Annotated in this window: 34 protein-coding genes; 27 read left to right on the top strand and 7 right to left on the bottom strand. The window is 57.2% G+C overall.

Features of this window, described 5'->3' with window-relative positions:
• Positions 1-66: 66 nt before the first annotated feature.
• The 3 genes from F6R97_RS04200 to F6R97_RS04190 form a co-directional block, all read right to left on the bottom strand.
• Positions 67-903, bottom strand: coding sequence for a DUF3037 domain-containing protein (locus tag F6R97_RS04200; RefSeq protein ID WP_315866083.1), 837 nt, complete (start codon positions 901-903; stop codon positions 67-69).
• Positions 900-1,643, bottom strand: coding sequence for a HipA family kinase (locus F6R97_RS04195; RefSeq protein WP_050681160.1), 744 nt, complete (start codon positions 1,641-1,643; stop codon positions 900-902). The genes F6R97_RS04200 and F6R97_RS04195 overlap by 4 nt, the downstream gene beginning before the upstream one ends.
• A 144-nt stretch (positions 1,644-1,787) precedes the next feature.
• Positions 1,788-2,450: a LexA family protein gene (locus F6R97_RS04190; RefSeq protein ID WP_050681161.1), complete on the bottom strand. Its 663-nt coding sequence runs from the start codon at positions 2,448-2,450 to the stop codon at positions 1,788-1,790.
• Between the two features lie 87 nt (positions 2,451-2,537).
• Here F6R97_RS04190 and F6R97_RS04185 point away from each other — a divergent pair, with 87 nt between their 5' ends.
• The 8 genes from F6R97_RS04185 (at position 2,538) to F6R97_RS04150 (ending at position 7,959) form a co-directional block, all read left to right on the top strand.
• On the top strand, positions 2,538-2,753 hold the full coding sequence (locus tag F6R97_RS04185) for a YdaS family helix-turn-helix protein (RefSeq protein ID WP_050681162.1): 216 nt from the start codon (positions 2,538-2,540) through the stop codon (positions 2,751-2,753).
• A gap of 54 nt (positions 2,754-2,807) precedes the next feature.
• Entirely contained in the window at positions 2,808-3,428 is a 621-nt protein-coding gene (locus F6R97_RS04180) for a hypothetical protein (protein WP_050681163.1), read from the top strand.
• A 231-nt stretch (positions 3,429-3,659) separates the two neighbouring features.
• Positions 3,660-4,379, top strand: a complete 720-nt coding sequence (locus tag F6R97_RS04175; RefSeq protein ID WP_082239547.1) for a Rha family transcriptional regulator — start codon at positions 3,660-3,662, stop codon at positions 4,377-4,379.
• A 1-nt stretch (position 4,380) separates the two neighbouring features.
• Positions 4,381-5,352, top strand: a complete 972-nt coding sequence (locus F6R97_RS04170; protein WP_315866135.1) for a phage replication protein — start codon at positions 4,381-4,383, stop codon at positions 5,350-5,352.
• Positions 5,339-6,127: a hypothetical protein gene (locus F6R97_RS04165; protein ID WP_315866082.1), complete on the top strand. Its 789-nt coding sequence runs from the start codon at positions 5,339-5,341 to the stop codon at positions 6,125-6,127. Before F6R97_RS04170 ends, F6R97_RS04165 begins: the two co-directional genes overlap by 14 nt.
• Positions 6,120-6,707, top strand: coding sequence for a DUF1367 family protein (locus F6R97_RS04160; RefSeq protein ID WP_129444647.1), 588 nt, complete (start codon positions 6,120-6,122; stop codon positions 6,705-6,707). Before F6R97_RS04165 ends, F6R97_RS04160 begins: the two co-directional genes overlap by 8 nt.
• Positions 6,704-7,285, top strand: coding sequence for a recombination protein NinG (locus F6R97_RS04155; RefSeq protein WP_315866081.1), 582 nt, complete (start codon positions 6,704-6,706; stop codon positions 7,283-7,285). The genes F6R97_RS04160 and F6R97_RS04155 overlap by 4 nt, the downstream gene beginning before the upstream one ends.
• The gene (locus F6R97_RS04150; RefSeq protein ID WP_315866080.1) at positions 7,282-7,959 is read left to right on the top strand and encodes a hypothetical protein; all 678 of its coding nucleotides are present in this window, start codon (positions 7,282-7,284) and stop codon (positions 7,957-7,959) included. Before F6R97_RS04155 ends, F6R97_RS04150 begins: the two co-directional genes overlap by 4 nt.
• A gap of 113 nt (positions 7,960-8,072) precedes the next feature.
• Here F6R97_RS04150 and F6R97_RS04145 read toward each other — a convergent pair whose 3' ends face one another.
• On the bottom strand, positions 8,073-8,318 hold the full coding sequence (locus F6R97_RS04145) for a hypothetical protein (protein ID WP_315866079.1): 246 nt from the start codon (positions 8,316-8,318) through the stop codon (positions 8,073-8,075).
• 243 nt (positions 8,319-8,561) lie between these two features.
• On the opposite strand from F6R97_RS04145, the gene F6R97_RS04140 reads away from it, so the two are divergent.
• Positions 8,562-8,885 carry a phage holin, lambda family gene (locus F6R97_RS04140; RefSeq protein WP_007941834.1) on the top strand — a complete coding sequence of 108 codons (324 nt, stop codon included), beginning with the start codon at positions 8,562-8,564 and terminating at the stop codon, positions 8,883-8,885.
• Positions 8,886-8,970: 85 nt separating this feature from the next.
• Here F6R97_RS04140 and F6R97_RS04135 read toward each other — a convergent pair whose 3' ends face one another.
• A complete protein-coding gene (locus F6R97_RS04135) occupies positions 8,971-9,474 on the bottom strand; it encodes an MbeD/MobD family mobilization/exclusion protein (protein WP_315866078.1) in 504 nt (167 codons plus the stop codon).
• Between the two features lie 10 nt (positions 9,475-9,484).
• Positions 9,485-9,805, bottom strand: a complete 321-nt coding sequence (locus F6R97_RS04130) for a hypothetical protein (RefSeq protein WP_315866077.1) — start codon at positions 9,803-9,805, stop codon at positions 9,485-9,487.
• 106 nt (positions 9,806-9,911) lie between these two features.
• Here F6R97_RS04130 and F6R97_RS04125 point away from each other — a divergent pair, with 106 nt between their 5' ends.
• Genes F6R97_RS04125 through F6R97_RS04105 form a run of 5 tightly spaced genes read left to right on the top strand, consistent with a single transcriptional unit; the run spans position 9,912 to position 14,824 of the window.
• Entirely contained in the window at positions 9,912-10,526 is a 615-nt protein-coding gene (locus F6R97_RS04125) for a putative metallopeptidase (RefSeq protein WP_315866076.1), read from the top strand.
• Positions 10,527-10,557: 31 nt separating this feature from the next.
• Complete coding sequence (locus F6R97_RS04120; RefSeq protein ID WP_315866075.1) at positions 10,558-11,019, top strand: DUF2280 domain-containing protein; 462 nt, start codon at positions 10,558-10,560, stop codon at positions 11,017-11,019.
• On the top strand, positions 11,006-12,307 hold the full coding sequence (locus F6R97_RS04115; RefSeq protein WP_315866074.1) for a terminase large subunit domain-containing protein: 1,302 nt from the start codon (positions 11,006-11,008) through the stop codon (positions 12,305-12,307). The genes F6R97_RS04120 and F6R97_RS04115 overlap by 14 nt, the downstream gene beginning before the upstream one ends.
• The gene (locus tag F6R97_RS04110; protein WP_315866073.1) at positions 12,304-13,764 is read left to right on the top strand and encodes a DUF4055 domain-containing protein; all 1,461 of its coding nucleotides are present in this window, start codon (positions 12,304-12,306) and stop codon (positions 13,762-13,764) included. Before F6R97_RS04115 ends, F6R97_RS04110 begins: the two co-directional genes overlap by 4 nt.
• The gene (locus F6R97_RS04105; RefSeq protein WP_315866072.1) at positions 13,739-14,824 is read left to right on the top strand and encodes a minor capsid protein; all 1,086 of its coding nucleotides are present in this window, start codon (positions 13,739-13,741) and stop codon (positions 14,822-14,824) included. The genes F6R97_RS04110 and F6R97_RS04105 overlap by 26 nt, the downstream gene beginning before the upstream one ends.
• Here F6R97_RS04105 and F6R97_RS04100 read toward each other — a convergent pair whose 3' ends face one another.
• Positions 14,825-15,310, bottom strand: coding sequence for a hypothetical protein (locus F6R97_RS04100; protein WP_315866071.1), 486 nt, complete (start codon positions 15,308-15,310; stop codon positions 14,825-14,827).
• 101 nt (positions 15,311-15,411) lie between these two features.
• Between F6R97_RS04100 and F6R97_RS04095 the strand changes: the two genes are divergently transcribed.
• The 13 genes from F6R97_RS04095 to F6R97_RS04035 all read left to right on the top strand — a co-directional run bounded on the left by F6R97_RS04095 (position 15,412) and on the right by F6R97_RS04035 (position 24,518).
• The gene (locus F6R97_RS04095) at positions 15,412-16,128 is read left to right on the top strand and encodes a hypothetical protein (RefSeq protein WP_315866070.1); all 717 of its coding nucleotides are present in this window, start codon (positions 15,412-15,414) and stop codon (positions 16,126-16,128) included.
• 11 nt (positions 16,129-16,139) lie between these two features.
• The gene (locus tag F6R97_RS04090; protein WP_315866069.1) at positions 16,140-17,087 is read left to right on the top strand and encodes a major capsid protein; all 948 of its coding nucleotides are present in this window, start codon (positions 16,140-16,142) and stop codon (positions 17,085-17,087) included.
• 48 nt (positions 17,088-17,135) lie between these two features.
• Positions 17,136-17,444: a hypothetical protein gene (locus tag F6R97_RS04085; protein WP_315866068.1), complete on the top strand. Its 309-nt coding sequence runs from the start codon at positions 17,136-17,138 to the stop codon at positions 17,442-17,444.
• A 3-nt stretch (positions 17,445-17,447) separates the two neighbouring features.
• The gene (locus F6R97_RS04080) at positions 17,448-17,951 is read left to right on the top strand and encodes a DnaT-like ssDNA-binding protein (protein WP_315866067.1); all 504 of its coding nucleotides are present in this window, start codon (positions 17,448-17,450) and stop codon (positions 17,949-17,951) included.
• Between the two features lie 68 nt (positions 17,952-18,019).
• On the top strand, positions 18,020-18,292 hold the full coding sequence (locus tag F6R97_RS04075; RefSeq protein WP_315866066.1) for a hypothetical protein: 273 nt from the start codon (positions 18,020-18,022) through the stop codon (positions 18,290-18,292).
• An 18-nt stretch (positions 18,293-18,310) separates the two neighbouring features.
• Entirely contained in the window at positions 18,311-18,679 is a 369-nt protein-coding gene (locus tag F6R97_RS04070) for a hypothetical protein (protein ID WP_315866065.1), read from the top strand.
• Entirely contained in the window at positions 18,676-19,272 is a 597-nt protein-coding gene (locus F6R97_RS04065) for a hypothetical protein (protein ID WP_315866064.1), read from the top strand. The genes F6R97_RS04070 and F6R97_RS04065 overlap by 4 nt, the downstream gene beginning before the upstream one ends.
• Positions 19,269-19,685 carry a phage tail terminator-like protein gene (locus F6R97_RS04060; RefSeq protein WP_315866063.1) on the top strand — a complete coding sequence of 139 codons (417 nt, stop codon included), beginning with the start codon at positions 19,269-19,271 and terminating at the stop codon, positions 19,683-19,685. Before F6R97_RS04065 ends, F6R97_RS04060 begins: the two co-directional genes overlap by 4 nt.
• Before the next feature lie 68 nt (positions 19,686-19,753).
• On the top strand, positions 19,754-20,401 hold the full coding sequence (locus F6R97_RS04055; RefSeq protein ID WP_315866062.1) for a phage tail protein: 648 nt from the start codon (positions 19,754-19,756) through the stop codon (positions 20,399-20,401).
• Positions 20,402-20,410: 9 nt separating this feature from the next.
• On the top strand, positions 20,411-20,794 hold the full coding sequence (locus F6R97_RS04050) for a phage tail assembly chaperone (RefSeq protein WP_315866061.1): 384 nt from the start codon (positions 20,411-20,413) through the stop codon (positions 20,792-20,794).
• A 47-nt stretch (positions 20,795-20,841) separates the two neighbouring features.
• The gene (locus tag F6R97_RS04045; protein ID WP_315866060.1) at positions 20,842-21,114 is read left to right on the top strand and encodes a DUF1799 domain-containing protein; all 273 of its coding nucleotides are present in this window, start codon (positions 20,842-20,844) and stop codon (positions 21,112-21,114) included.
• 27 nt (positions 21,115-21,141) lie between these two features.
• Entirely contained in the window at positions 21,142-24,180 is a 3,039-nt protein-coding gene (locus F6R97_RS04040) for a phage tail tape measure protein (RefSeq protein ID WP_315866059.1), read from the top strand.
• Positions 24,180-24,518, top strand: coding sequence for a phage tail protein (locus F6R97_RS04035; RefSeq protein ID WP_315866058.1), 339 nt, complete (start codon positions 24,180-24,182; stop codon positions 24,516-24,518). The genes F6R97_RS04040 and F6R97_RS04035 overlap by 1 nt, the downstream gene beginning before the upstream one ends.
• Positions 24,519-24,524: the final 6 nt, after the last annotated feature.

Below are 24,524 nucleotides of genomic sequence, written 5' to 3'. Positions count from 1 at the left end.
CGAGGGAGCTGAAAGCGTAGCAGTGGGGCAGGGAATGAAAAAGCCCGGCGCTAGGCCGGGCTCTCATTACTGCAGGGTAGGGGGGATACCCTTCTTTATCTGCCTGAGAATCTCGCCGTTGTCTTCGGCATAACTGATCACGCGAACATGCTCAAATGCCTCCAACTCTTTAGCGATCTCTCTGTAAGCCTTCAGCAATTTCGGCATTCCAGACTCTGGGGGCCCAGCAATAAACAATGTGTCGTCTGCAAGCTGTCCCGCTGCACTGAGCCTTCTCACCTTCGAAATCCACGCATCGCCATGCTCGAGAATCTTCGATGGCTCATCGTGACCAAGATGAATTGGTTTAATGGCCTGCACTGGCGCTTGGTTCTCACAAAGCACGAAAGGAAACTTCACGGGGTATTCAATTGTGCCTAGCTTTCTGTCGCTATACCGCTGACGCAAATTCGAATCAGTGAGAAGTCGTCCTAACTGCTTTTCAAGCACGGTTTCCTGATATTCCTTTGTTGCGAAGCTGTGATTGACGTAGTGATCAAACAGCGTCTTCAGGGCTGTGTCCGTGTTATCTGTCGCCATGGTTCCAGGATCACTAAAACGCATCATCGTTTCGCGAGGATGGATTAGGTGCTGGAAGGTACTAAGCAAAACCGAGATATCGCTCCGGTTCTGAGTGAAAAATCCACTCAACCTTGCCAATTCCGCATCGATCTCACGGCGAGCTCTTCTAAAAATCTTTGAGTCGAGGCTAGGAAAGAAGTTGGTAACTCTCTGCCTCTTTTGCTCGATTTTGAAGCGAAAGTCGCCATTATTGGCAATCAGAACGATGCCAATATTTACGAATTCGCCTGTTTCTGGGTAAGGCAAGAACCTCAAAATTGAGTAGTTACAAATGTATTTCATAGTGGCCCCCAGAACCGCTCTTCCCTGAACACTTCTAGAATTTCGAGGCGGTCAGCCAGTGTAGGCTCGGTCAAATCGATCTGGTCTTGATCGCGATAGATCCAGTCCTCCGGCAAGAGGCCGGTGATCGTACCCCAGTTCGACACAGCTTCGTGAAGCATTTGTGAGCATTCCTGACGGGTGACGTAATCCCGAAAATAAGCTCTGCAATCCCGAAATACGTGATTACTCATAAAGTCTTCGCAACTGAACGTTCTGTCAAACGCTAGGTTGTGATCGATGACATTGAGGTGTCCTTGTCCATCAAGGATCAGATTTACGTTTCCGCCCCGTTCTCCTAGACAGCGATCCTCATTGCGAATCCACCAGTCAAAAAGCAGGACTTTTCGCCTCAAATCGATCGGAGTTGAATTTATGCTGCTCAGGCTGTAATCCGTGGCGCTTTCTACCGCTCGCGAGGCAAATGCAAGCCCGCCAGCTAGATCCTGCACGTTGGGTACAGTACTGAATCCGATAAGCTCGGGAGGAATACGCATGAGACGCCACGGGGGAATTGGTAGTTCAAGGCATCGGCCCAGTTCTGCCCCGATCGCTTCAGAAATCAGTGCAGGACCGCCTGACTTTGCCAGTCCCTTCACAAAGTAGGAATAACCATCATCAGCCCGGACAATGAATGGTTTGATCGAATATCCCTGCTGACTTTGCCGCACGATCTCTATGGCATTTACGGTTTCAGGCATGAACCTGCTTTCCTTGTGCTGTGCACCCAATAGCCAAAAATGTAAAGCGCCTTAAAACTCTTAACTCTTCGACGATTGCTAGCGCGAATACATCGCCCACCAGAACACGTGCTCCAGGATCGAAATCTGCTGTTGGACTATCGCCTAAAACTTCTGCAGAGCGCGAACCACAACACCAACGATCCGACAGTCTTCATTGAACGGCTCGATTCGCCAAGCAGGATTTAGCGGCTTCAGGAAAAGCTTTCCGCCATCATTGACTAACTTCTTGAAGGTCGCTTCGTTGCTGTCCGGCAGCTTGGCGATCACTAGTTTCCCTGGGGCTGCTTCAGCCTCAGTGTCCACCAGGATCAGCGTGCCTTCTGTAACGCTTTGGCCGACAGGTGAGGTCATTGAGTCGCCTTTGACCTCAAGCCAAAACGCCGCACCCTTTGAGTCGTATTCGGAAAACTCGTATCGATCAGAGAATCCGGCAGGGTAGGGCTCAACAGCTTCGGCCCAAGAGCCGGCGGCGACCCAACTGATAACCGGATAGCGGTAGGACTCAATAGGTTGGCGGGCCTCGCCGACGTTGGAGTCTTCAGAGCCACCAGAACCTGTGGATGTCATGGGGCCGATTTCGTCGGACAACCACTTCGCACTCACACCACAGGCGTCAGCAATTTTCACTACGTGCGCAGTGGCTTTGGATTTTCCGCGCTCAAGATCAGAAATAGACGTCTGGGTAATGCCCGCCCGGGCGGCAAGTTCTACCTGATTGAGCTTTGCGTGCCGCCTTGCGGCCTTTAAACGATCTTTGAATTCCATTGGGGGAGTATTACGGGGGCTCCCATATCCTTGCAAATCGGTATTCCCATAACCTATTATATGGGTATTCCCGTATGGAGGGGCGACATGAACACTATTTATAAGGACCTCGTTGCCTACTTCGGCACCCAAGAGGTCACCGCTGAAAAGCTCAAGGTTGATCAAAGCACCGTTTCCGGCTGGGTTCGGGAAAAGCACGGCATGTCTCCAGTTGTTGCCAAGCGAGCGGAGGCGTTGACCGAAGGCGCTTTCAAAAAAGAATTCCTTTGTCCGTCTTTTCCCTGGGCCGAGATGGCCGCCTAAGAGACATCCCAGTCCGCCGATCCATTGAAACCAGATTAGAAGAGAGCAGCCCGTATGGAAACGTCCAGTTCAAGACACAGCGCCCAAACCCGTGACCAGGTGCTTGTCGCGCACGCGGCAAACCAGATTGCCCGAACCAGCTTGAGCCAGGACGACTTCGCCCAAGCGCTGAGCCGGGAAATTTACCTGATCGTGCCTGCTGCGAAGGTAGAGATGGCAAAGGTTCCTGATTTCGAAGAACTGGCGCGCCTGAACAACGTGGGCGAGTTCGTTAAGGCAACTGGTCGCTGGCTCAAACGCGTTCAGCGCTGGCTTTCTGGCGAACAAGAGATGCCGTCTTGGCTGGAAGAGTCGTGGGTGAATGCTCTGGAGCCTGAGTTCCGCGACCACTGCATCAACGAACTGGCCAGCCGCCACGGCTTGATTGGCGCCCGTCAGATGCCGAGTGAGCAGTGCGCAAACAAAAGCTTCGGCGCATTGATCCGCGCCTTGGGCGATGTGATCGACACCGGCAGCGAAGTGTTTGACGACCAGGTGATGTGCGAAGAGGACCTGCCGCATTTGCCGGCTTTCGCCAAGCAGTGCCGTCAGGTTGAGGCGCGGGCAGGAGAGTTGGGCCGGAAGGCTGAAGCCTTGCTTGTGAGGCATCGCCCGAATTTGAAATCCATTGCCTGATTTCCGCGCATGCGCGGAATTTTCTATCTGTACCCCACGGATCGGGGGCTTCGGGTTCGCATTAGTAAACAGCAGCCCCCGAAACACGGGCACAAAAAAGCCGGGATTGCGCCCCGGCTAATTCATTACCACTTGATGAGGTCAATTATGCAGAGCCAACTTAATTCAAGCAATACCCCTCCACATGTCGCGACACGTTTTGTTAATTCTGAAAACGTGTCGCGGACCACGATGTCTTCCCGCGAGATCGCAAATGTCACTGGGAAGCGCCACGACAACGTGAAGCGCGACATTGTGGCAATGCTTAAAGACCTGAAAGTAGATGTACTCAGTTTTGAGGACATCTACTTGGATGGTCGCAACCGGGAGCAGGTGCAGTACCTGCTTGATCGCGAGCACACCGACTGCCTCCTCACCGGCTACAGCGCGCCGATGCGCATGAAGGTGATTCGCCGCTGGCGTGAGCTCGAACACCAGCAGGGCGCCCGCAATCAGGTCCTGCTTAATGGCACCAAGGTCGTTGGCGAGATCGCCATCATGGAGTGCTTCACGCGCCTGCTGAAGCCAGCGCCGTCCAGCCAAATGATGATGCTGGCCAAGATCGCCGCGAACAATGGCCTGGAGTCGAGCTTTCTGCCCGGATACGCCATCGACGCCGCACCAGACGCCACCGGTAGTTCCATGCCGACCAAAGCCGTCACCGGGCTGATCAAAGATTTCGCCCTGCGTACATCAGCACCAGCCTTCAACAAGCTGCTGGAGGCACACGGCTTCCTCAAGGAGATGAAGCGCAAGAACTCCAAGCAGGAATACGTCGGCTTCTGGTCGGTGACCGAAAAGGGTCTGGCTTATGGCAAGAACCTCACCAGCCCGCAATCTCCCCGTGAAACGCAACCGCACTGGTATGTGGATCGCTTCCTTGAGTTGGCTAAATTGGTCGGGAAGGCCTGACATGCAATACACCGTCACGATCAATCAGGCGAAGGCGTTGGAGTGGGGGCTGAATTCTCAGCAAGCCCTACTGTTCGCTTTCGTCTACGAGTGCCCGAGCTGGGCCAATCCAATCAAGACGGATACCGGGATCTACTTCGCATTGAGTAAGGCCAAGATCGTTGACGAACTGCCGTTGCTCACTGATAAGCCCGACACCGCTTACCGCCTGCTGAAAGCCTTGCGTGATGCCGGCTTGATCGAGCTTTCCAGCACTTCGAGCATCACGTTGATTCGCCTGACCGAGAAGGCCAAAGAGTGGAACCGTAAACTGGATGGGTCGGAAAAATATCCGACCTCAGATGCTCTCGATGGTCGGAAAAAAATCCGGCCTACCTCGGATAAATCTCCGAGCAAGATCGGAAAAAAATCCGGGGCAGGGTCGGAAAAATCTCCGACAAATCAGGGTACCAATAATCAGGGTACCAATCAGGTAACCAGTAATCAGGATTTGCAGGACGGCTCGGGCAAGCCGAACCGGTCCGGCGGATTGGTCTTGGTGGTTGACCGCATCGAAGCTCCACGGGTTGAAATTCCCGCTGACATGCCGGGCCCCAAAGACCAGACCTGCAAGACATTCAAGACCTGGGCGAACTACGCCATGTCCTACCGCAAGCGGTACAAGGCCTGGCCGGTCTGGAATGCCAAGGTGGGAGGGCAGGTCGGTTTGCTGATCGGCCGCCTCGGTATCGACGTCGCTCATAGCGTCGCCGCGTACTACCTCGGGATCAATGATGCCCAGCTGATCCGCAAATGCCACAGCGTCAGCGAACTGCTGGCCAATGCTGAGAGCTATCACACCCAATGGGTCACCCAGACCCAAATCAACGGTCGCACCGCGCGCCAGCAGGAAGACACCCAAGCCAACATCAACGCTGCGCAGGAAGCTGCCCGGAACATCCGCGAGGGAGGGCCGCGCAATGCTTTCCTTTGACGAACGCGCACAGCTCGCCGGCGCAATCTGCGCCACCGCCGAAACCCTGGGCCAGACCATCAGCGCTACGGCTGCGGAGTTGATGGCTGAGGATCTTGCCGTGTTCCCGCCGACCGACATCCGTAAGGCGCTTCAATCGTGCCGCCGCGAATTGACCGGCAAGCTGACCCTGGCGGCGGTATTGCTGCGGGTACAGGCCGCCGATGGCCGCCCGGGCAAAGATGAGGCGTGGTCTATCGCGCTGACCGCAGGCGACGAATCTGAAACAGTCGTGATGACCGCCGAGATACGCCAGGCGATGGTCGCTGCGCAACCGATCTTGAGTCGGCGGGATGTGGTCGGTGCCCGAATGGCTTTCAACAGTGCCTACGAGCGTCTGGTATCTGCTGCCCGGGCTGAAGCCAAATCGACCACTTGGAACGTTTCCCTCGGGCTCGATCCGGCACGCCGGGTCACAGCGATCGAGTCAGCAGTCCGTATGCAGCTGATCACCCAGCAGGCGGGTACCCAGTACCTGACTGATCTGCGCATTGCGCCCATCACCATCGATGGTCAAGCCATCGCTGGACTAATAACCGGTTCTACCGCGGAGCCGTCTCCGCATCTGCGTGAGAAGCTCGCTGAAGTGCGCCAGATCGTCGATGCGGCGAAGGCCCGGCAGAAGCGCGAGCAGCTCAAGAAGGCCCAGGCAGATCGGGTCGACACATATCTGCGCAAGCGCAAGTTCCGAGCGGTCATCGCTGTCGCGCAAGGCAAGGAGGCATCCCGTGGCTGAGCTCGCATTGATCCGCACCGCCCAAGGCCTGGTACCGGCCACCGAAGCTGACCGTGAAACCGTCCAGAAGTGGAAGGCTGGCCAGATCATTCACGGCAAGTTCACCCGCATGCGCAACGGCAAGTTTCACGGCAAGTTCTTCTCGATGCTCGATCTGGCGTGGGAATACTGGGAGCCAGTCGGCGGGTTGATCCCGCGACAGGAGATGCGTGGTATTCAAGGGCTGGCCAAATTCTTCGAGGCGCAAAGCGGAAAACCGGGGCAGCTCTCGCACGCGGTTGCGGCTTACATCACTGGCCTTGAGTCGGCGCGCGCTGAGCGTTTCCCAGCAGTCGACAAGAGCCGTGAAGCCTTCCGTGAGTGGGTGACGATCGAAGCCGGGCATTTCCATCTGGTGCACACGCCCGAGGGGATCCGTAAAGAGGCAAAGTCGATCAGTTGGGCAAACATGGACGACACCGCTTTCGAGCCACTTTACCGCGATGTCTTCAACGCCTGCTGGCGATTGGTGCTGTCCGCACACTTTGAGAATGAAGCTGATGCGCTGTCCGCCGCTGATCAGTTGGGGAGTTACGCATGAGGACCACCATCAAGGATCGACGAAAGAAAACGTGTGGGAATGCGGCGTGTGGCGCCGAGTTCGTGCCTTACCAGCTTGGGCAGAAGGTCTGTGGTTGGTCCTGCGGCCTGGCGATCAAGGACGTGAATGCAGAGAAGGCTCGCAAGGCGATCGCCGATCTCGGCCGCAAGGAGATCCGAGCGGCCAAGGAGCGGATCAAGCCGAAGGGGCAGTACATGAAAGAGGCACAGACCGCTTTCAACGCGTGGATCCGCGAGCGTGACGCGGCTCTGCCGTGCATCAGTTGCGGCCGACACCACCAGGGCAAGTACGACGCGGGGCACTACCGGACAGTGGGGAGTAATCCGGCGCTGCGCTTCGAACCGCTGAACTGTCACCGGCAATGTTCTCCGTGCAATACGCACAAATCCGGCGACATCGTGAATTACCGCATCGAGCTGGTGAAGCGCATCGGCGCCGACAAGGTGGATTGGCTGGAGGGGCCGCATGACCCGAAGCGGTACACCATTGAAGACCTGAAAAACATCAAAGCCGATTATCTGGCGAAGACAAAAGAATTGAAGAGGGAAGCAGCATGAAGCTGATCAACGCAAGACAGGTATGGACTGAGTCGCAGCACGAATCGAATGCATCGATCAGCGCGGTGGCAATCGATAAGGCGGAGTCGGCACCAGTAAAGGCCGGTAACCGCATGCGCCGCCATGAGGCCGTGTTTGCTGCCTTGGGTGATGACAAGGAGGAACGCATCCAGATCGTTCGGCAAAAGATCAGCATCAGCGAGACGCGCCGCACGCCGATTGGTCGGTCCACCGCCCGCGCCGCGCACCTGGCCGCTATCGGCAAGGTCTTGCGCGCCATCGACACGTTACCGTTCCAGGTGCAGCAGTTCGGGCATTACCTCTACCACCCGGCGATGACCATGCGCCATGTCATGAACGCTGTGCTGCTGATCACCGCCAAGGCTGAGTTGCCAGACCTTACTTCGGCAAAGCGCGTGAAGGCTCAGTACTTGGTGACTCTGGCGTTGCAGTCGTACAAGGGGGAGGTAGTCGGGGCGGCAGAATGGGGGCCGGCCCGGGTCGCCGCTGAGATGAAAACCTTCTTCGGAGTGACGATTGATCCGAAGAACTGGACGCGTGACTGGCAGGACCTGTGGGAATCCCTGAAAGAAGTGATTGCGGAAGTGGATATTCAGGCACAACAGCCAGTTTGGCAGGTGATACACGCTGAAAAAGACGAAGAAGCGGCATAAACATATTGACATGACGGGGGTTTCTGCGTACTTTTCCCATAGTGCACAAGTAACGCGAAACGCACATCGATCCAAAAACCCGGCTATTACGCCGGGTTTTTTATGGGTTTGACTTACTCAACCATTTCCACTCGTACCTCAGCGGTAGATGCGTAGTAGCCCTTCGCGTTTACGGATTCGATCGCCTCAGCGATATTCAAACCAACTCGTGGGGCGGTTGGCACTAAATCCCACTGGTCATGCAACTTTAGGTCTTGAGCAAATTTTTGAACTTCTGCCGGGAGTTCCGAGATGTCCTTCCCAGGCAATACGAGTAGCAATTTTTTACGTGGATTGCTCATGTAGGCATCGACTTTCATAAAGACTCCTTTCCAAGTGTTGTCATAGTGACGGTTTGTGCCGAAAAAGACTGTTATCACAGATAGTGGCTATTTGGTACTCCATACCGCTACTGCACTCAGAAAAAATCATGCTTCCACGTCGACCAGACATCGCACTGGGGCAGAAAAGGCCTTTGGTAAAAAGTTTGTGCACCTATTCAAGGCCTCAGCATCTGCTGGGGCTTTTTCATTTATAGCTCCCTGATAGGGGAGGAACCTGAGATGCCACACATGCCAGAAAAAGACCCATCGTTCTGGGTGTTGGTCCTGACTGCCCTGAGAGAGAACGGGTTAGCCATGGGGCTGACCTTCGCCCTGACGTGGCTCCGCATTCAGTACGACGGCAAAGAGACGAAGCCTTTGCGTCAATTGATCGAGGCGGCGCTCGGTGCGCTGATCGTGATGGTGGTCGGCCTGACAGTGAAAGAGTTCGGCTTCAGCATTGCCTGGTCATTCGCAACCGCTGGCTTCATTGGTGTGCTCGGTGTTGAGCAGGCTCGTCAGCTCGGTAAGCGCTGGGCTGAAAGAAAGGCTGACGAGATCTAATCCGCGACACGTTTCGCGAATCAGCAAATTGTGTCGCGACAAGCGAGGACGCGGCCTGCATTGCTGTTGAGCCCCGCCTCCAGCCTTAGCTACGCGCGCTGTAACATGCCTGGAGAGATTCTTGGTACCCCTTCAGAACCTCTTGCAAATTGGCAACGGTCTGTTCTGTATAGCCATACCGAGCAGGGCGATTGATCGAGTCTTTCAGATCGGAGACTTGATCCAAAAGTGGATTGCACCGGTCATTTTCGAGGACGGCGAGTCTCTCCTGTTTGGCTTGCAGTATCGTCTGTTGGGCTTTATAGGCGTTGCGCCATTCTTCCAACTGTTTTACGAGCAGATCCTGTCCTTTGTTGAGCTCTTCGTTTTTAGCCTTGAGCGCAGAGAGATCGCTTTTTTGTTCGCCGAAATTCGCAGCGAAGGTAACTGCAGATGTCAGCACTGATAGCAGCAGTGAACATAACCCTACGGTAAGCCACGTTGGATTGTTCGATTGGGATGCTGTTTGAGATTGCATATCTGGTAAATGGGCCTGGGTTGGGATTTGGGCAGATTGGGTGAGGAGATGTGCCGCAGGTGAGTGCGGCATTTACGTCTGCCTATTGGATGAAATTGTACGAATTGATTTCAAAGGAGTGGTCGCCAATCGTTACGGTGGCTCCGATGTGATCGCCACGATGGGCATCATCCTCATCAGGCTGACCACTGGTTATGCTTACAGCGAGGCCCAGTTCGGGACTCAACCGTTTGTTGATCATGTTGACCGACCGTTTGTTGATGGCATCTGTCGGGCCGTTAGTGAGGTATTGATGAGCCGTACAACGCAGTTTCTCTTTGTCCTCAAGCGTTTTTGGGCTTTTTAGAAACTCGGCTGCTCCCTTCCTTAGGCTGTTGAGCTTTGTCTTAGTTGGATTTTTCATCTGTTCTCCATGGTTTCATTCGTGATTTTCTTTCCGTATGAAGGCCATTAGATATCATTTCAAGGTCGCAGAAAATGACCACTAAGCAACCCGACTGGGAGGCGACATGAACAGGCCATGTCCTCCATCGTCACTTCTTGAGCTGTCCGACTTCGGAATCCGCCTGACTCCGGCGCCTGAGGTGTGGGAATGGCTCCAGGCTGAAATCCTTACCGATACCGGCAGCATCCACAATGAAGACCATGCCCATCTATTGGATGCTGACATCCGGATCATGTGGGCGTCTTCACACTTCGAGAAGCAAGGTCGCACAGTCCTCGGCCAGGCCGAGCAGGTAGCGTTCCGCGCAGGGGGCTGGCAGAAAGCCAGAATGGAACAACAGATGCGTGATTGGTTCGGCGATGTGCCGGCCTTCATCATCACCCTGGCTGCCGATTACTGCGCCCAGTGCAGTGACCTTGAGTTCTGCGCACTGATCGAGCACGAGCTGTATCACCTGGCTCACGCGACCGACAAGTACGGTCAACCAGCATTCACCCAAGAAGGCGCACCGAAGATCAAGCTTCAGGGCCACGACGTCGAGGAGTTCGTCGGTGTGGTCCGCCGCTACGGTGCAAGCCCTGACGTTCAAGCGTTGGTGGATGCTGCAAACAGTCCTGCCGAGGTGGGGAAATTGAACATATCGAGGGCCTGCGGAACCTGTCTGCTCAGATCGGCCTGACCCCTGACAGACCTAAGACGGAATTTACCCTATGGCAGCCCTGAACAATGAGGTGAAAGGCTTCATGGTTCAGGCCTTGGCGTGCTTCGACACTCCTTCGCAGGTTGCAGCTTCTGTCCGAGAAGAATTCGGCATCGAGGTCACTCGCCAGCAGTGTGAGGCGCAAGACCCGACCAAGCGTGCCGGGAGAGATCTGGCGAAGAAGTGGGTGACGCTGTTTCATGATACGCGCAAGCGCTTCCGCGAAGAGACGGCGGAGATCCCGATCGCCAACCGAGCGTTCCGGCTCCGCGCTATGAACCGCTTCGTGGAGAGGGCCGAGACGATGAAGAACATCGGTCTGGCCATGCAGATTCTGGAACAGGCTGCGAAAGAAACCGGCGACATGTACGTCAATCGCAATCGAAAGGACGAGCCTGACGACGAGCCGGCAATCCCGACCCGCATTCAGGTCGATGTAGTGGATGCGAGGAAGCCGAATGCCGAGCCTTAATGTTCCGCAGGCTCACTTCCTCACGCTACCCCACAAATTCCGCGCATTCGTTGCAGGGTTCGGCTCAGGAAAGACCTGGGTCGGATGTTCGGCACTGTGCAAGCACTTCATGGAGTGGCCCGGCGTCAACGCTGGCTACTTCGCACCGACTTACCCGCAGATCCGGGACATCTTCTATCCGACGGTGGAAGAGGTGGCCTACGACTGGGGGCTGAAGACCAAGATCAACCAGGCGAACCATGAGGTTCACATTTACAGCTGCCGGCAGTATCGCGGCACTGTGATTTGTCGGTCGATGGAGAAACCGCAGACGATTGTCGGCTTCAAGATTGGCCATGCACTGGTGGATGAGCTCGACGTGTTGACGTCGATCAAGGCTCAGCAGGCCTGGCGCAAGATCATTGCCCGGATGCGTTACAACCTGCCGGGGTTGAAGAACGGCGTCGACGTAACCACGACGCCAGAAGGCTTCAAGTTCGTCTTTCTGCAATTCGTGAAGCAGCTCCGCGACAAGCCGAAGCTGAATGAGATGTACGGCCTGGTGCAGGCCAGCACGTTCGACAACGAGTTGAACCTGCCCGACGACTACATCCCTTCGCTGATGGAGTCGTACCCCGAGCAGCTGATTCGCGCGTACCTGAATGGCCAGTTCGTCAACCTGACGTCTGGATCAATCTACCACGCCTACGACCGCAAGCTGAACCAGTGCTTCGACACCGTGCAGACCGGTGAGCCGCTGTTCATCGGCATGGACTTCAACGTCGGGAAGATGGCAGCGATCACTCACGTCAAGCGCGACCAAGGTTTGCCCCGTGCAGTCGATGAGTTGATGGATGGCTACGACACGCCGGACATGATTCGCCGGATCAAGGAGCGCTACTGGCGTCACAACGGCAACGACTTCGAGAAGACCTGCGAAATCAGGATCTACCCGGACGCCTCAGGTGACTCGCGTAAGTCGGTCAATGCCAGCGTCACCGATATCGCCATGCTCAAGCAGGCAGGCTTCGCGGTCATCGCGCCAGCGGCCAACCCGCCTGTGAAGGACCGGATCAACGCCATGAACGCCATGTTCTGCAATGCGCAGCGCGAGCGGCGTTACCTGGTCAACCCGTTCACCTGCCCAACTTACGCCGACGGCCTTGAGCAGCAAGTCTGGGCACCCAACGGCGAGCCGGACAAGAGCCAGGGCAATGACCACGCCAACGACGGCGGCGGTTACTTCATCCACCGCGAGTACCCGATCGTTAAACCGGTCACCTCAATGAAAATGGGAGTCGCCCGATGACGGACGTCACTTTTACCCGCCCTGAGTACAAAGCGGCGCAATACCGCTGGCGCTTGGTGCGTGACGTCTGCAAGGGCTCGGAAACCATCAAGGCTGCTGGCGATCGATACCTGCCTCGGCCGAACGCATCGGACGAAAGCCGCGACAACAAGGCTCGTTACGACGCGTACAAGAAGCGCGCCGTGTTCTACAACGCCACCGGCCGGACGAAACACAGCCTGGTAGGTGCTGTGTTTCGCACCTGGCCAACGCTGACGGTTCCCGGTGCCCTCGACTATGTGTCAAAGGACATCGACGGGCAGGGTGTGAGCGTCTACCAGCAGTCGCAGTCGGTCATTGGGCATTTGCTTGAAGTCGGCCGTCATGGGCTGCTGGTGGATTACGCCGCCGTCAAGGCTGGCACCGTGAGCAAGGCAGATGAACAAGCCGGTCGGGCTCGGGCTAGCGCTGCCAGCTACCCGGCGGAATCGATCATCAACTGGAAGACCCGCAAAGTTGGCGGTCAGCATCTGCTGAGTCTGGTGGTGTTGCGCGAAACGGTCGACGTAGATACCGATGACGGTTTCGGCAGTGAGCAGGTTGTGCAATTTCGGGTACTGCGTCTGGATATGGCCGGCGTTTACACGCAGGAAGTCTGGGAAGAGGGCAGCAGCGAAACCAAAATGGTCACCGCGCCATTCTCTCCACTGAATGGCACAGGCCAGCAGTGGAAGGTGATCCCGTTCCAGTTCCTTGGCAGCGAGAACAACGACACCAGCATCGATGACTCGCCGTTGTACGACATGGCCGAGGTCAACATCGGTCATTACCGCAACAGTGCGGACTACGAAGAGGCAGCCTACCTGGTTGGCCAACCTCAACCGTGGATGGCGGGTCTTGATGAGCAGTGGCGTGACCACATGGAGAAGCAGGGGATATTCCTCGGCTCCCGTGCGCCGTGGCTACTTCCCGTCAACGGATCGTGTGGCGTCTGGCAAGCCCAACCCAACACGGTGGCCAAAGAGGCCATGGACAGCAAGAAAGAGGACATGGTGTCCCTTGGCGCCCGCCTGATTGAGCGGGGCAGTGCGGTGAAGACCGCAACCCAGGCCGACAACGACAGCGCCGCCGAACACAGCGTCCTTTCGCTGGTGGTCAGCAACGTCAGCGAGGCTTACAGCCAGTGCTTGGTCTGGATGGCTGAGTTCGTGAACGCCACGGGCGAAACCCTCTACAAGCTCAATCAGGACTTCAGCCAGATCACTCTGGACGCAACGATCCTTTCCGCACTGTTCAACGCAGTGCAGGGCGGCAAGTTGCCGGCGGGCGACTTCTGGCAGTACCTGCGCGATCGTGGGGTTATCGATCCCGAGAAGACAGACGACCAGATCCGCGACGAACTGGAAACTGAGAATCCCGGCCCAGATCTGGATGACGACGAGGTAATCCCGAATGGCCGCAAACCAGGCAATCCTTGATGCCACGATCCGGCACGCGGTCTTCCTCGAACAGCTGAAGTCAGGGGAGGTTGCCAAGTTTGGGCCGTTCCTCAAGGAGATTGACCGCTCGATCCGTGAGCGTCTCACACGGGCCGACCTGACTGATTACACCGTCGCTCGGCTGGAGCGGCTGCTGAGCGAGGTCGATAGCCTGCTGTTGGGCATCTTCGACCGGTACAGCGAGAAGCTGAACCTCGACCTGATCGACATTGCGAACTATGAGGCCGAGTTTGAGGCGACCAGCCTGACCCGGGCGGCACCGGCAGGAGTTTCATTCGATGCCGCGGTGCCAGGTGCTACCGCAATCAGGGCGGCAATCCTCACTAACCCGCTCAGCGTGCGCGGCGCGGATGGCGGCAAGCTGCTCAAGTCGTTCATTGATGGCTTCACCGCCACCGAGCGGCAACGCCTCACAGGCGCGATCCGGCAGGGCTTCTTCGAAGGCCAGACGAACTTCCAGATCATCAAGAACATCCGCGGGACCAAGGCGCTCAAGTACAGCGACGGCATCTTGGCCACGACCAACCGGAACGCCGGCGCCGTGGTTCGGACAGCGGTGCAACACGTTGCCACCCAAGCGCGCATGGAGACGCTGAAAGAGAACTCCGATGTGGTGCAGGCGGTGGAATGGGTCAGCACGCTGGATTCGAAGACGACCAGCCAATGCCGATCGCTTGATAAGCAGCGCTTCAAGCTGACCGAGGGACCGAGGCCGCCGATCCACATTCACTGTCGCTCGACGGTGGTGGCTGTGACTCGCTTCAGTGCGCTGTTCGCCAAGGACGCCACGCGGGCATCCATCGGTGACGGCGGCGCCCAGCAGGTGAGGGCAGACCTCAGCTACTACGACTGGCTCAAGCAACAGCCGGCGGCGTTTCAGGACAAGGCTATTGGGCCGGTTCGCGCCAAGCTTTTTCGCAAAGGCGGCCTGAGCATCGAACGATTTTCCGATCTGCAGCTTGATCGCAACTTTTCACCGCTAACCCTCGCGGAAATGAAATCTCTTGAGCCGTTGGCATTTGAGAAGGCCGGGCTATAACTAGCAACCCTTCCGTTCGTCTTCGAGCGCCTTAAGGAAGCTGCGATATTGCTCACTCCAGCTTGATTTAAGCTGAAGGTGATATTCATCGTCCTTCTGAGTTGATGTTTCGTTTTTTGAGTCAAGCCTAGTTCCAATGTTGAGAACCAAGAGTTGAGTTGTGGCTGCTAGCTTGCCATCAAGGTACGAACTTAATACGTACCCAGCTCTAGTAGTTTCATCAACGAGTCTTTCGACATCCGCGAAGGGGTGAGTTTTATGCGCCGCGAGCGATACGAGACCACCTTGAGCGGAGAGAAACGCCTCTGCTTTCTGCCTGATGAGTGACTCTTTTGCATCTATTCGAGTTACGCAGGACTGTCGATAGTTAATGGCTGCTGTCTGCGCAGCAGATGCCCATCCAATCCCGGCGGTAATAAGTGCTCCCAGCAGTGTAAAAGCCGCAGGATACAGAGCTACTTGCAATCCGTTATTTGCATTTGCCATTGCTTAAGACGCTCCATGTAAAAGCCACAGATTATCGTCGATTGATCTATTAATTTCCAATTGCAGGCAGGGCCTGCACCTACGTCTCTGGGAGACAACCAATGCTGAAATTCCAACTGGATACCCTGGAAGGGGTAGATGAAGCCGTGCGCGCTCTTTACACCGAGAAGGACGGCAAGTTCGTACTCGGCATTGAAGGTCTGCCACAACCCGAAGACGTTTCGGGTTTGAAATCCAAGGTTCAAGAGTTACTGGACGAGAAGAAGGCCGAAGCCGAGAAGCGCAAGGCTGCTGAAGATCAGGCCCGCCTTGATCGCGAAGAAGCGCTACGCAAATCAGGCAACGTCGAAGAGCTGGAAAAGTCCTGGTCTGAAAAGTACACACGCCGCGAAGCTGAGCTGAACGGCATGCTGGAACAGGAGCGTGGAACGCTGAGCACCCAGATCCGGGATCTGACTGTCGGCCGTACCGCTACTGATATCGCGTCTGCCCTGGCAATCCCAGGCAGCGCAGAAGCCCTGTTGCCTCACATCGAGCGTCGCCTGAGTGTCGAACAGCGCGACGGGAAGCCTGTGGTTGTCGTGCTCGACAAGCAGGGCAAGCTCTCAGCGGCATCGCTGGACGAGCTGAAAGCGGAGTTCGCAAACAACACCGCGTTTGCACCGCTGATCGCGGGTAGCAAGGCATCTGGCGGCGGGGCCGGGGGTGCTGGTCATGGCGGTGGGGCCGCTTTGAAACGATCTGAAATGACGCCTGTGGCCAAGCGTGAGTACATCACTGCTCATGGCCAAAACGCGTACCTGAAATTGCCAAAATAATGGAGTAACCCATGCCGACTACCGTTAACTCGGACATGATCGTTTACAACGATCTTGCCCAAACCGCCTACCTGGAGCGTATCCAGGATGTGATCGACGTTTTCAACGCATCGTCCAACGGCGCGCTGATTCTGGACAATGAACTGATCGAGGGCGATCTGCGCAAGCGTGCCTTCTACAAGCTCGGCGGCGCCATCGCTCACCGTGACGTCAATTCCACTGCTGCTGTCGCTGGCCAGAAGATTGGCTCCGGCGAAATGGTCGGCGTGAAGGTGCCGTTTAAATACGGCCCTTACGAAACCACCGAAGAGGCGTTCAAGCGCCGCGCACGCTCGCCTGAAGAGTTCTCTGAGCTGGTCGGCCAGGACTACGCCGACGCGGTGCTGGAAGGCTACATCCAGTACGCGATGGCGGCATTGAAGGCTGCCATCGGCGCGAACGCAAATATGGTCGCAACCGCCAGCTTTGCTACCGACGGCAAGAAGGCACTGACCAAGGGAATGCGCAAGTTCGGTGACCGCTTTGGCCGCATCGCGCTGTGGACCATGGATTCGGCCACTTACTTCGACATGGTCGATCAGGCCATCACCGAGAAGGTCTACGAAGAAGCCGGCGTGGTTATCTACGGCGGCCAGCCGGGCACCATGGGTAAGCCGGTCCTGGTATCGGACACCATCCCCGCGGAAACCATCTTCGGCCTGCAGGCGGGCGCGATCAAAATCACCGAGTCCCAAGCCCCAGGCTTCCGTTCGTACCCGATCAACACTCAGGAAAACTTGGCGATGGGCTTCCGCGCCGAGGGCACTTTCAATCTGGACCTGCTGGGTTACAGCTGGAAGGACTCTGTAGGCGGTGTGAACCCGAACCTGGCTGCAATCGGTGCCGGTGCCAACTGGACCAAGTACGCGACCAGCGACAAGGTTACCGCTGGCGTTCTGATCGATCTGTCCGCGCCTTAATTCGTGCTCGCATCAAGTGGCTCAGCGCGGGCCACTTTGGAGAACTCCATGGAACTGACTTACTCTTCGCAGAAGACGGATTTTGATCCGGACAAGCGCTATCGCAATCCTGAATATTTTGAGCGCCCGGAAGCGGGTGTGACCAAAGTCACCGTTGTGGGTGATTGGCCGATCGTGGTTGAGGCCTATAAGGCTGCCAGGGTAGAAGTGGATGTCGCCGAGTCCGACGGCTCTACCGAAACTGACCCAGCCAAAATGGGTGTAACGGACCTGCGAGATTGGTTGACCGCTCAGGGCATCGAGTTCGATCCGAAGGCCCCTAAAGTCGAAATTCTGAAACTCATTCCAGCGAGCTGATCCATGACACTCATCATCGAGGATGGCAGCGGCAAGCCAAACGCCGAAAGCTACGCAACCGCCGAGGACTTGACCATGTATGCCGAGAAGTTTGGTGCGACCATTCCTGCGGACGAGATTTCGCAGGAAGCGTTGCTTCGCCGGGCCGCCTTGGTGATGGACGGCATGACCTGGAAGGGCCGCAAGATGGATAGCGATCAAGCTCTGGCCTGGCCGCGCCGCGGGGTTGAACTGGATTGCCAGATCAAGCCCGACAACTACCTACCGGCTCGCATCCAGTACGGCCAGATGGCCCTGGCCGCCGAGATCCACACCGATGACATCGACCCGATCGACAAGCGCAAGGGTGCGGTGATACTCGAGCGAGTCGAAGGCGCGGTAACTCGCGAGTACGCGACGATTTCCAACACCAGTGGCCGTCTGTTACCGGCGGCGCCGGACCGGCCGAGTGCCACGCAGTTCGCTGACTATCTGCAAAAACGAGGTTTGTTTGCCGTGCGGGCTTGATGTTTGGATGAAGGAACCCAACGTAACCTCAGACAATGGCATTTAGCTATTTAAACTGGGGTTCAATTATGTTGAAACATGCTCAAGCGGTAGAGTTACTGGTTAGCGTCCTCACCATGCCTCATACCAATTTTGGAATTAACGAAGTCGGCATTCATGGTCAGATCATTGAGGATCACCTTGATGACTTTGAAGCTTGGTTCAAGGTCCCTGACACGCAATTCATCGCTTTTGGCTATCAAAATACTGAAACTGGTGAGGTAAATCGCACCCTGACAGTTCAGTTTTATATGTTTGCACTAGGGCGCGAATCTCTCCTCTTAAAGCAAGCGCGCTTGTAAAAATATAATGGAGCCACCATGGCCTTCTACGACGAAATGGCCGTGATGGCTCTGGAGATGATCACAGAGTTCGGCCAGCCCGTGATAATTCGCGCGACCACCGTCGGCGAGTATGACCCGGAAACCGGTACCGCACCGCCTGACACCGGCGCCGAGCAGACCGCCCAAGGCATCCTGCTCGATTTCACCGGCCAAGAATTCCAGAACAACAGCCTTATCAAGCAGGGTGACAAGAAGCTCAAGATCGCCGCGCATGGTCTGGCGTGGGTGCCTGACCTGCTGAACAAGGTCATTGTCCAAGGTCGCACCTGGTCAATCGTTCCACCTTTGAAAGAGATCAACCCCGCCGGCACGCCGATCCTGTACGAACTGCAGGTGCGGTCATGAGTCGCGCCGGTGCCGACCAGTCCGGCAGCTTCGCCCTGAGCCTCGCCGAGTTCGCCGCCCAGGCCACGGAAGCCATCGACGCCAGTCTGCGAGAGATCATCATTGAGGTGGGCAGCAGCGTTATCCGCATGTCGCCGGTGGGGAATCCCGAGATATGGGCGCAGAACACCGTAGCTCGCCAGTACAACAAGGCCGTGGACGATCACAACAGCGACCTGCGTAGCGATCCAGCCAACCTGACAAGGGCGGGGCGACTGAAGCCCGGGCGCAAGCTGAACGACGGCATGGATATCGTTGCCCCCGAAGGCTACGTCGGTGGCCGGTTCCGAGCCAACTGGCATCTTTCAATTGATGTCGTCGAAAACGTCACGTTTGGCGAGGTTGATCCGAGTGGACAAGAGACGATCGCCGCATTGGTTTCGGCCGTCAGTGATTTCACCGCCGGACAGACTGCATATCTCATCAACAACCTGCCATACGCTATCCCGCTCGAGTTCGGGCATTCGACCCAGGCACCCGGCGGCATGGTCCGCATCACCGTGGCCCGCTTCCAGCAGATCGTGCAGGAGGCCATCAGGAACAACCAGGTATGAGCCACAACATCATTGCCTCAATCTACGAGGCCAAGCTGATCAACTGGGCGAAAGCATTGCCGGTACCGCTGAAAGTCGTCGTCGAGAACGAGGCCTACACGCCAGTTGACGGCGCCACTTACCTGAAGGCTTTCACACTGCCGGCTGACACAGCGAGCAACACGCTCGGTGGCGACCACAAACGGTACACCGGCGTGTTTCAGGTCAGCATCGTGACGCCATCGGGCAAGTATCGCGGCGCAGCCGGTGCACTGGCTGATCAGATCGCCGACTTGTTCCCGCTGTATGAGCGAAACACGAAAGGCGCGCTGACCGTCGTCACCCTGACACCAGTCGACCCCGGTCCCGGAATTCCAGACGACACGACCTTCACTGTACCGGTCTCTTTTCAATACCGAGCCGACACAAACTAATTCGCCCATTGGGCAACCCAGAACCCGCCACTGCGCGGGTTTTGTCATTTCTGCAAAGAGGAAAACCCATGAGTGTCAAGATTCCCAACGGCACGACCTTCGAGATCGCCAGCGCTCTGAGCGCCCCGAAGCCGTTCACCGCGATCACCAACGCCAAGCCCGCAGTGTTGACCGCTGCCGCGCACGGCCTGGCCAATGGCGACGTGATCGTCATTGATTCGGCGTGGGCGAAGCTGAATGGCCGCCCTGCGCGAGTGATTGATTCCGAGGTGGGCGATTTCGCGGCCGAGGGCGTGGATACCACCAGTGTCAAAAACTACCCGGCCGGCTCTGGTGCGGGATCGGTTCGAGCTGCGTCTGGCTGGACCCAAATTTCTCAGATCACAGAGCCGACCGCAAACGGCGGTGAGCAGCAGTTTCTGACTTACGGCTTCCTCGAAGACGACGATGATCGCCAGCTGCCCACTACCAAGTCAGCCAGCAGCATGACGCTGCCAGTAGCGGATGACCCTGCTCAGGCATACGTCGCCGTGGTGGAAGCCGCCGATGAAGACAAGGAGCCGCGCTTGGTCCGTGCAAACCTCCCGGGTGGCGCGACCATCTACTACTACGCGTATGTGTCGATCACTGCGACTCCGACGCTGAGCCGCAACAACATCATGACGCGGACCATCACGCTGTCGTTCGCCTCCCGCCCAACTCGCTACAACCTCTAAGGGGATCTCATGGCAAAGTTTTCCATCGCGCCGAAGCCGACATTCACTGTCGATGTGGCCATCCCTCAGGTGGGCGGTAAACCAGCAATGGTTCCATTCACTTTCAAGTATCGCGATCGCACCGCCTTGGCCGAACTATTCGACACATGGAAGGAGAAAGCCGAAGCCTTGGCCGAGCGCTTCAAAGACACCCAACCAACTCTCACCGAAATCACCGCAGCGGAAGTGGAGCAGGGTGTCGAGCAGATCAAGGACCTGGTCGTGTCATGGGGCTTCAACGACAAGCTCAACGACGAGTCGATCACCGCTCTGGTGAAGAGCTGCATCGGCGTTTCGGATGCCGTCGTGAAGGCCTACAGCGAAGCCTTCGGGAAGGCCCGCCTGGGAAACTAACCGCCGCTGCCCATGCGCTCTACGAGTCTGACGGATCCGCCGAGCAGATGGCGTTGTTTGGCTTTTCACCTGAGGACTACGACGAAACTGTCGAGGTCTGGCCGGACAACTGGAAGTCGTTCCTCGTCATGGACTCGATGGGAACTCAGTGGCGCACAGGTGCATGCGGCGCGACCGGGCTCGATTACGGCGTTCTGCCCAATGTCATGAGGCTCGTCGGTGTTCCTGCGAAGGATCGCCCCAGCGTGTTTCAGGACATTCGTGTGATGGAATCGGAAGCCATCGCCGCCATGGCAGAAGCCCGCGACAACAGCCCGTGAAGACGGGCACTTATTCAAGGTGAGTCGATGAACATCGCAGAACTGGGCATCAAGATTGACTCAGCTGACACCGCCCGGGCCACTGTCGAACTCGACAAGATGACCAAGGCTGGCGATCGAGCGGAGCAGTCCGCCGTCGGCCTGATGAAAGAGATGGAAGCGCTGGAGAAGTCGTTGTCGAAGGGCGCGACCACCACGCAGGAACTGGCAAAGCAGCGCGAAAATCTGGCGAAACTCACTAAGACCGGTGCCTATGGCGAGGCCGAGTTCACCAAGATCAGCGCGCAACTCGACAAGCAGCAGGCGGCGCTGGCCAAGTCCACGCTGGATGAGCAGAAGGCCCTGAACAGCCTGCTCGGCGCGATCGACCCCGCCCGTGCGGCCATGGCCAAGCTCGATAATCAGGTTGAGCAGCTGGGCAAGCACCTCGATGCCGGCCGCATCAGTCAGGACCAGTACAACGCGGCGCTGGGCAAGCTGAACGGCAACTACGCATCACTGGAAAAAACTGCCACCGGTTTCGACAAGCTGAAACTCGGCACTCGCCAGGCTCAGGAAAACGTCGTTCAGCTCGGCAATGCGCTGTCCTCAGGCGACTGGGGCAGTGGCGTACGCGCTGTTGCTCAGTTGGGCGCTGGTGCGGGTGCATCGGCTGCTGGCCTGCTTGCCATTCTGGCGCCAATTGCCTTGGCCACTGCTGCCGTCGGTGGGCTGGCCGTTGCCTACTACCAGGGCAGCAAAGAGCAGGACGCCTATACCAAAGGCCTGGTGCTCACCGGTAACGCCTCTGGCATGACCGCCAGCCAACTTGGCGAAATGGCGCGGCAGGTCAGCGCGACCGTCGGCACGACTGGCCAGGCTGCCGAAGTGCTGGCGCTGCTGGCCGGCAATGGGAAAATCGCTGGCGAGAGCTTCGGCGGCATTGCCCAGGCTGCCGTGTCCATGAAGGAAGCGACCGGCAAAGCCATAAAAGAGACGGTTGCTGAGTTCGAAAAGATCGCAGACGAGCCGGTCAAGGCGTCAGCCACGCTGAATGAGCAATACCACTACCTGACAGCTTCGGTTTATTCGCAGATCGCCGCTCTGGAGGAGCAGGGCGACCATGCTGGCGCCGTGAAGCTGGCAACCGAGCAGTACGCAGATGCGATCAACGAACGCACCCCGAGGATCCTCGAAAACCTGAGCTTCTGGGAGAAGGGCTACAACGCTGTCGCGCGAGCTGCGGACAACCTGAAGAACCTGGGGCGGATCGATATCGATGCCGACATTGAGCAGGCCCGGTGGAGTCTGGAGCAGGCGCAATCGGGCAATGTGGGTGCCTTCCAAAACCAGAAAGAGATGGTTGAGCTCTACAGCAATCAGCTGAACATGCTGGAGGACCAGAAAGCTGCAGCGGCCGACATCGCCAAATACGAAGGCGAGCAGGCAAAGGCCCAGCAAGACGCTGTGTCCGCGATGGTCAAAGTCGATGCGCTGACAAAGTCCTCACTGACCAACGAGCAGAAGCGAGCCGAGGCAATCAAGGAGTACAAGAAGCAGCTCGACGACATCCGCAAGACTAGTCCGAACGATCCACGGCTTGATCCGGCTGCGGTCGCCAAGAACATGGCGAATCTCAACGACAAGTTCAAAGATCCGAAGGGCGCAGCAGGTAGCGTCGACCTGACGGGCTTCAACAACGCAAAAAACGTACTCGCCGAAACTCTGGCCTACTACAAAAACGCCGACAAGGAACTCGAAGCATCTCAGCGGGCCGGTGTTATCTCGCAGGCCAGCTACACAGAGCAGCGCGTCAGCCTGCTGAAGCAACAGTCGGAAGAGGTTGCCCAGAGTTACCAGTCAGAAATCGATGCGCTCGAAGCAGCCAAGGCCAAAAAGGGCACGACCGCGGCTCAGGTCATCCAGATCGATCAGAAGATCGCCGATGCCCGCAGCGCCATGGTCAAGGCGCAACAGGATAGCGACAGTGAACTGTCGATCATCGCCACCAATGAAGAAGGCCGCCTGCGCAAGCAGACTCTGGCCGTCAACACGTACACCAGCGCACTGCAGCAACAGGTCGAGACGCTTCGACAGCAAGGGCTGCGTGCGGCTTCAGGCCTTGGCCAGGGTGATCGACAGCGCGGACTGACAGATCAGCAGAACGGTATCGACGATCGCTTCAACCAGCAAAGCCTGGAGTTGGCAAACCAGTACGGCGATGGCTCGCGCGGCATGAGTCTCGACGAGTACACCCAGAAGCTGGCCGCGCTGAAAGCCACGCAGCAGGATCTGCACGACACCGTGCAATCCAACTATGACGAGATGACCGCCGCCCAAGGTGACTGGAGCGCTGGCGCATCGTCGGCGTGGCAGAACTACCTGGAATCGGCTCGGGATGTCGCCGGGCAGACGAAAAGTCTGTTCACCAATGCCTTCACTTCGATGGAGGACGCAATCGTCAACTTCGCTATGACTGGGAAGTTGTCGTTCGCGGACTTTACGAAGTCGATCTTGGCGGACATGGCGCGCATTGCTACTCGGCAAGCCAGCTCCGCGCTGCTGGGCAGTCTCATTGGCGCAGGTGCGAGTTACTTCGCCGGCGGTGCGGGATCAGCGGCGTCAGCAGGATCGACTCAGACGGGCTACAGCGGCGACCTATCTGGCTTCACACCGGGCAGCATTCAGGCCGATGGCGGCGCCTGGTCGTCCGGTGTGCAGTTGTTTGCCAACGGGGCAGCCTTCACCAATAGCATTGTGAGCAAACCAACAGCCTTTGGCATGGCCGGTGGCGATATCGGTGTTATGGGAGAGGCCGGCGAGGAGGCGATCATGCCGCTGACCCGGACTGCCGGTGGTCAGCTTGGAGTGCGAGCTTTGAGTGGTGGCAGCAGCGGATCGACCATCAGCATCAACGCACCTGTCACCGTGGCGATTCCGGATCGCAGCTCTGAAGGAATGCAGCTCGACCAACAGGCGCTTTCGCAAAACCTCCAAACGCAGATGAAGGCCGCAGCAGAGAGAGCCGTGGCCGAGTCGTGGCGTGCTGGCGGCGTGAGTTTCCGCAACGTTAATGGGAGAGCCTGATGGCGATTGAGACATTCACCTGGCCAACTCAGCACGGCGACGCACCTGAAATTACCTATCGGGTGCGCACCTCGCAGTTCGGTAACGGCTACAAGCAGACGGCTGGTGACGGCCCGAACAACAAAGAAGACGCCTATCCGATCACCTACAGCGGCCCAAAAGCCAAAGTGTTGGAGATCATGGCGTTCCTCGACCGGCACGCTGGCGCGAAGGCATTCCTCTGGACCACGCCGCTTGGACAGCTTGGTCTGTTCACCTGCATAAATCCCGTACCCACTCCGGTGGGCGGCGGAGTGTTCAAACTCACGGCCACCTTTGACCGTGCCTTCCAACCATAAGGGGCA

It is taken from the genome of Pseudomonas sp. JV414 (genome assembly GCF_032424305.1).
Classification (GTDB): Bacteria; Pseudomonadota; Gammaproteobacteria; order Pseudomonadales; family Pseudomonadaceae; genus Aquipseudomonas; species Aquipseudomonas lini.
This window is presented reverse-complemented; position numbering and strand designations above follow the sequence as displayed.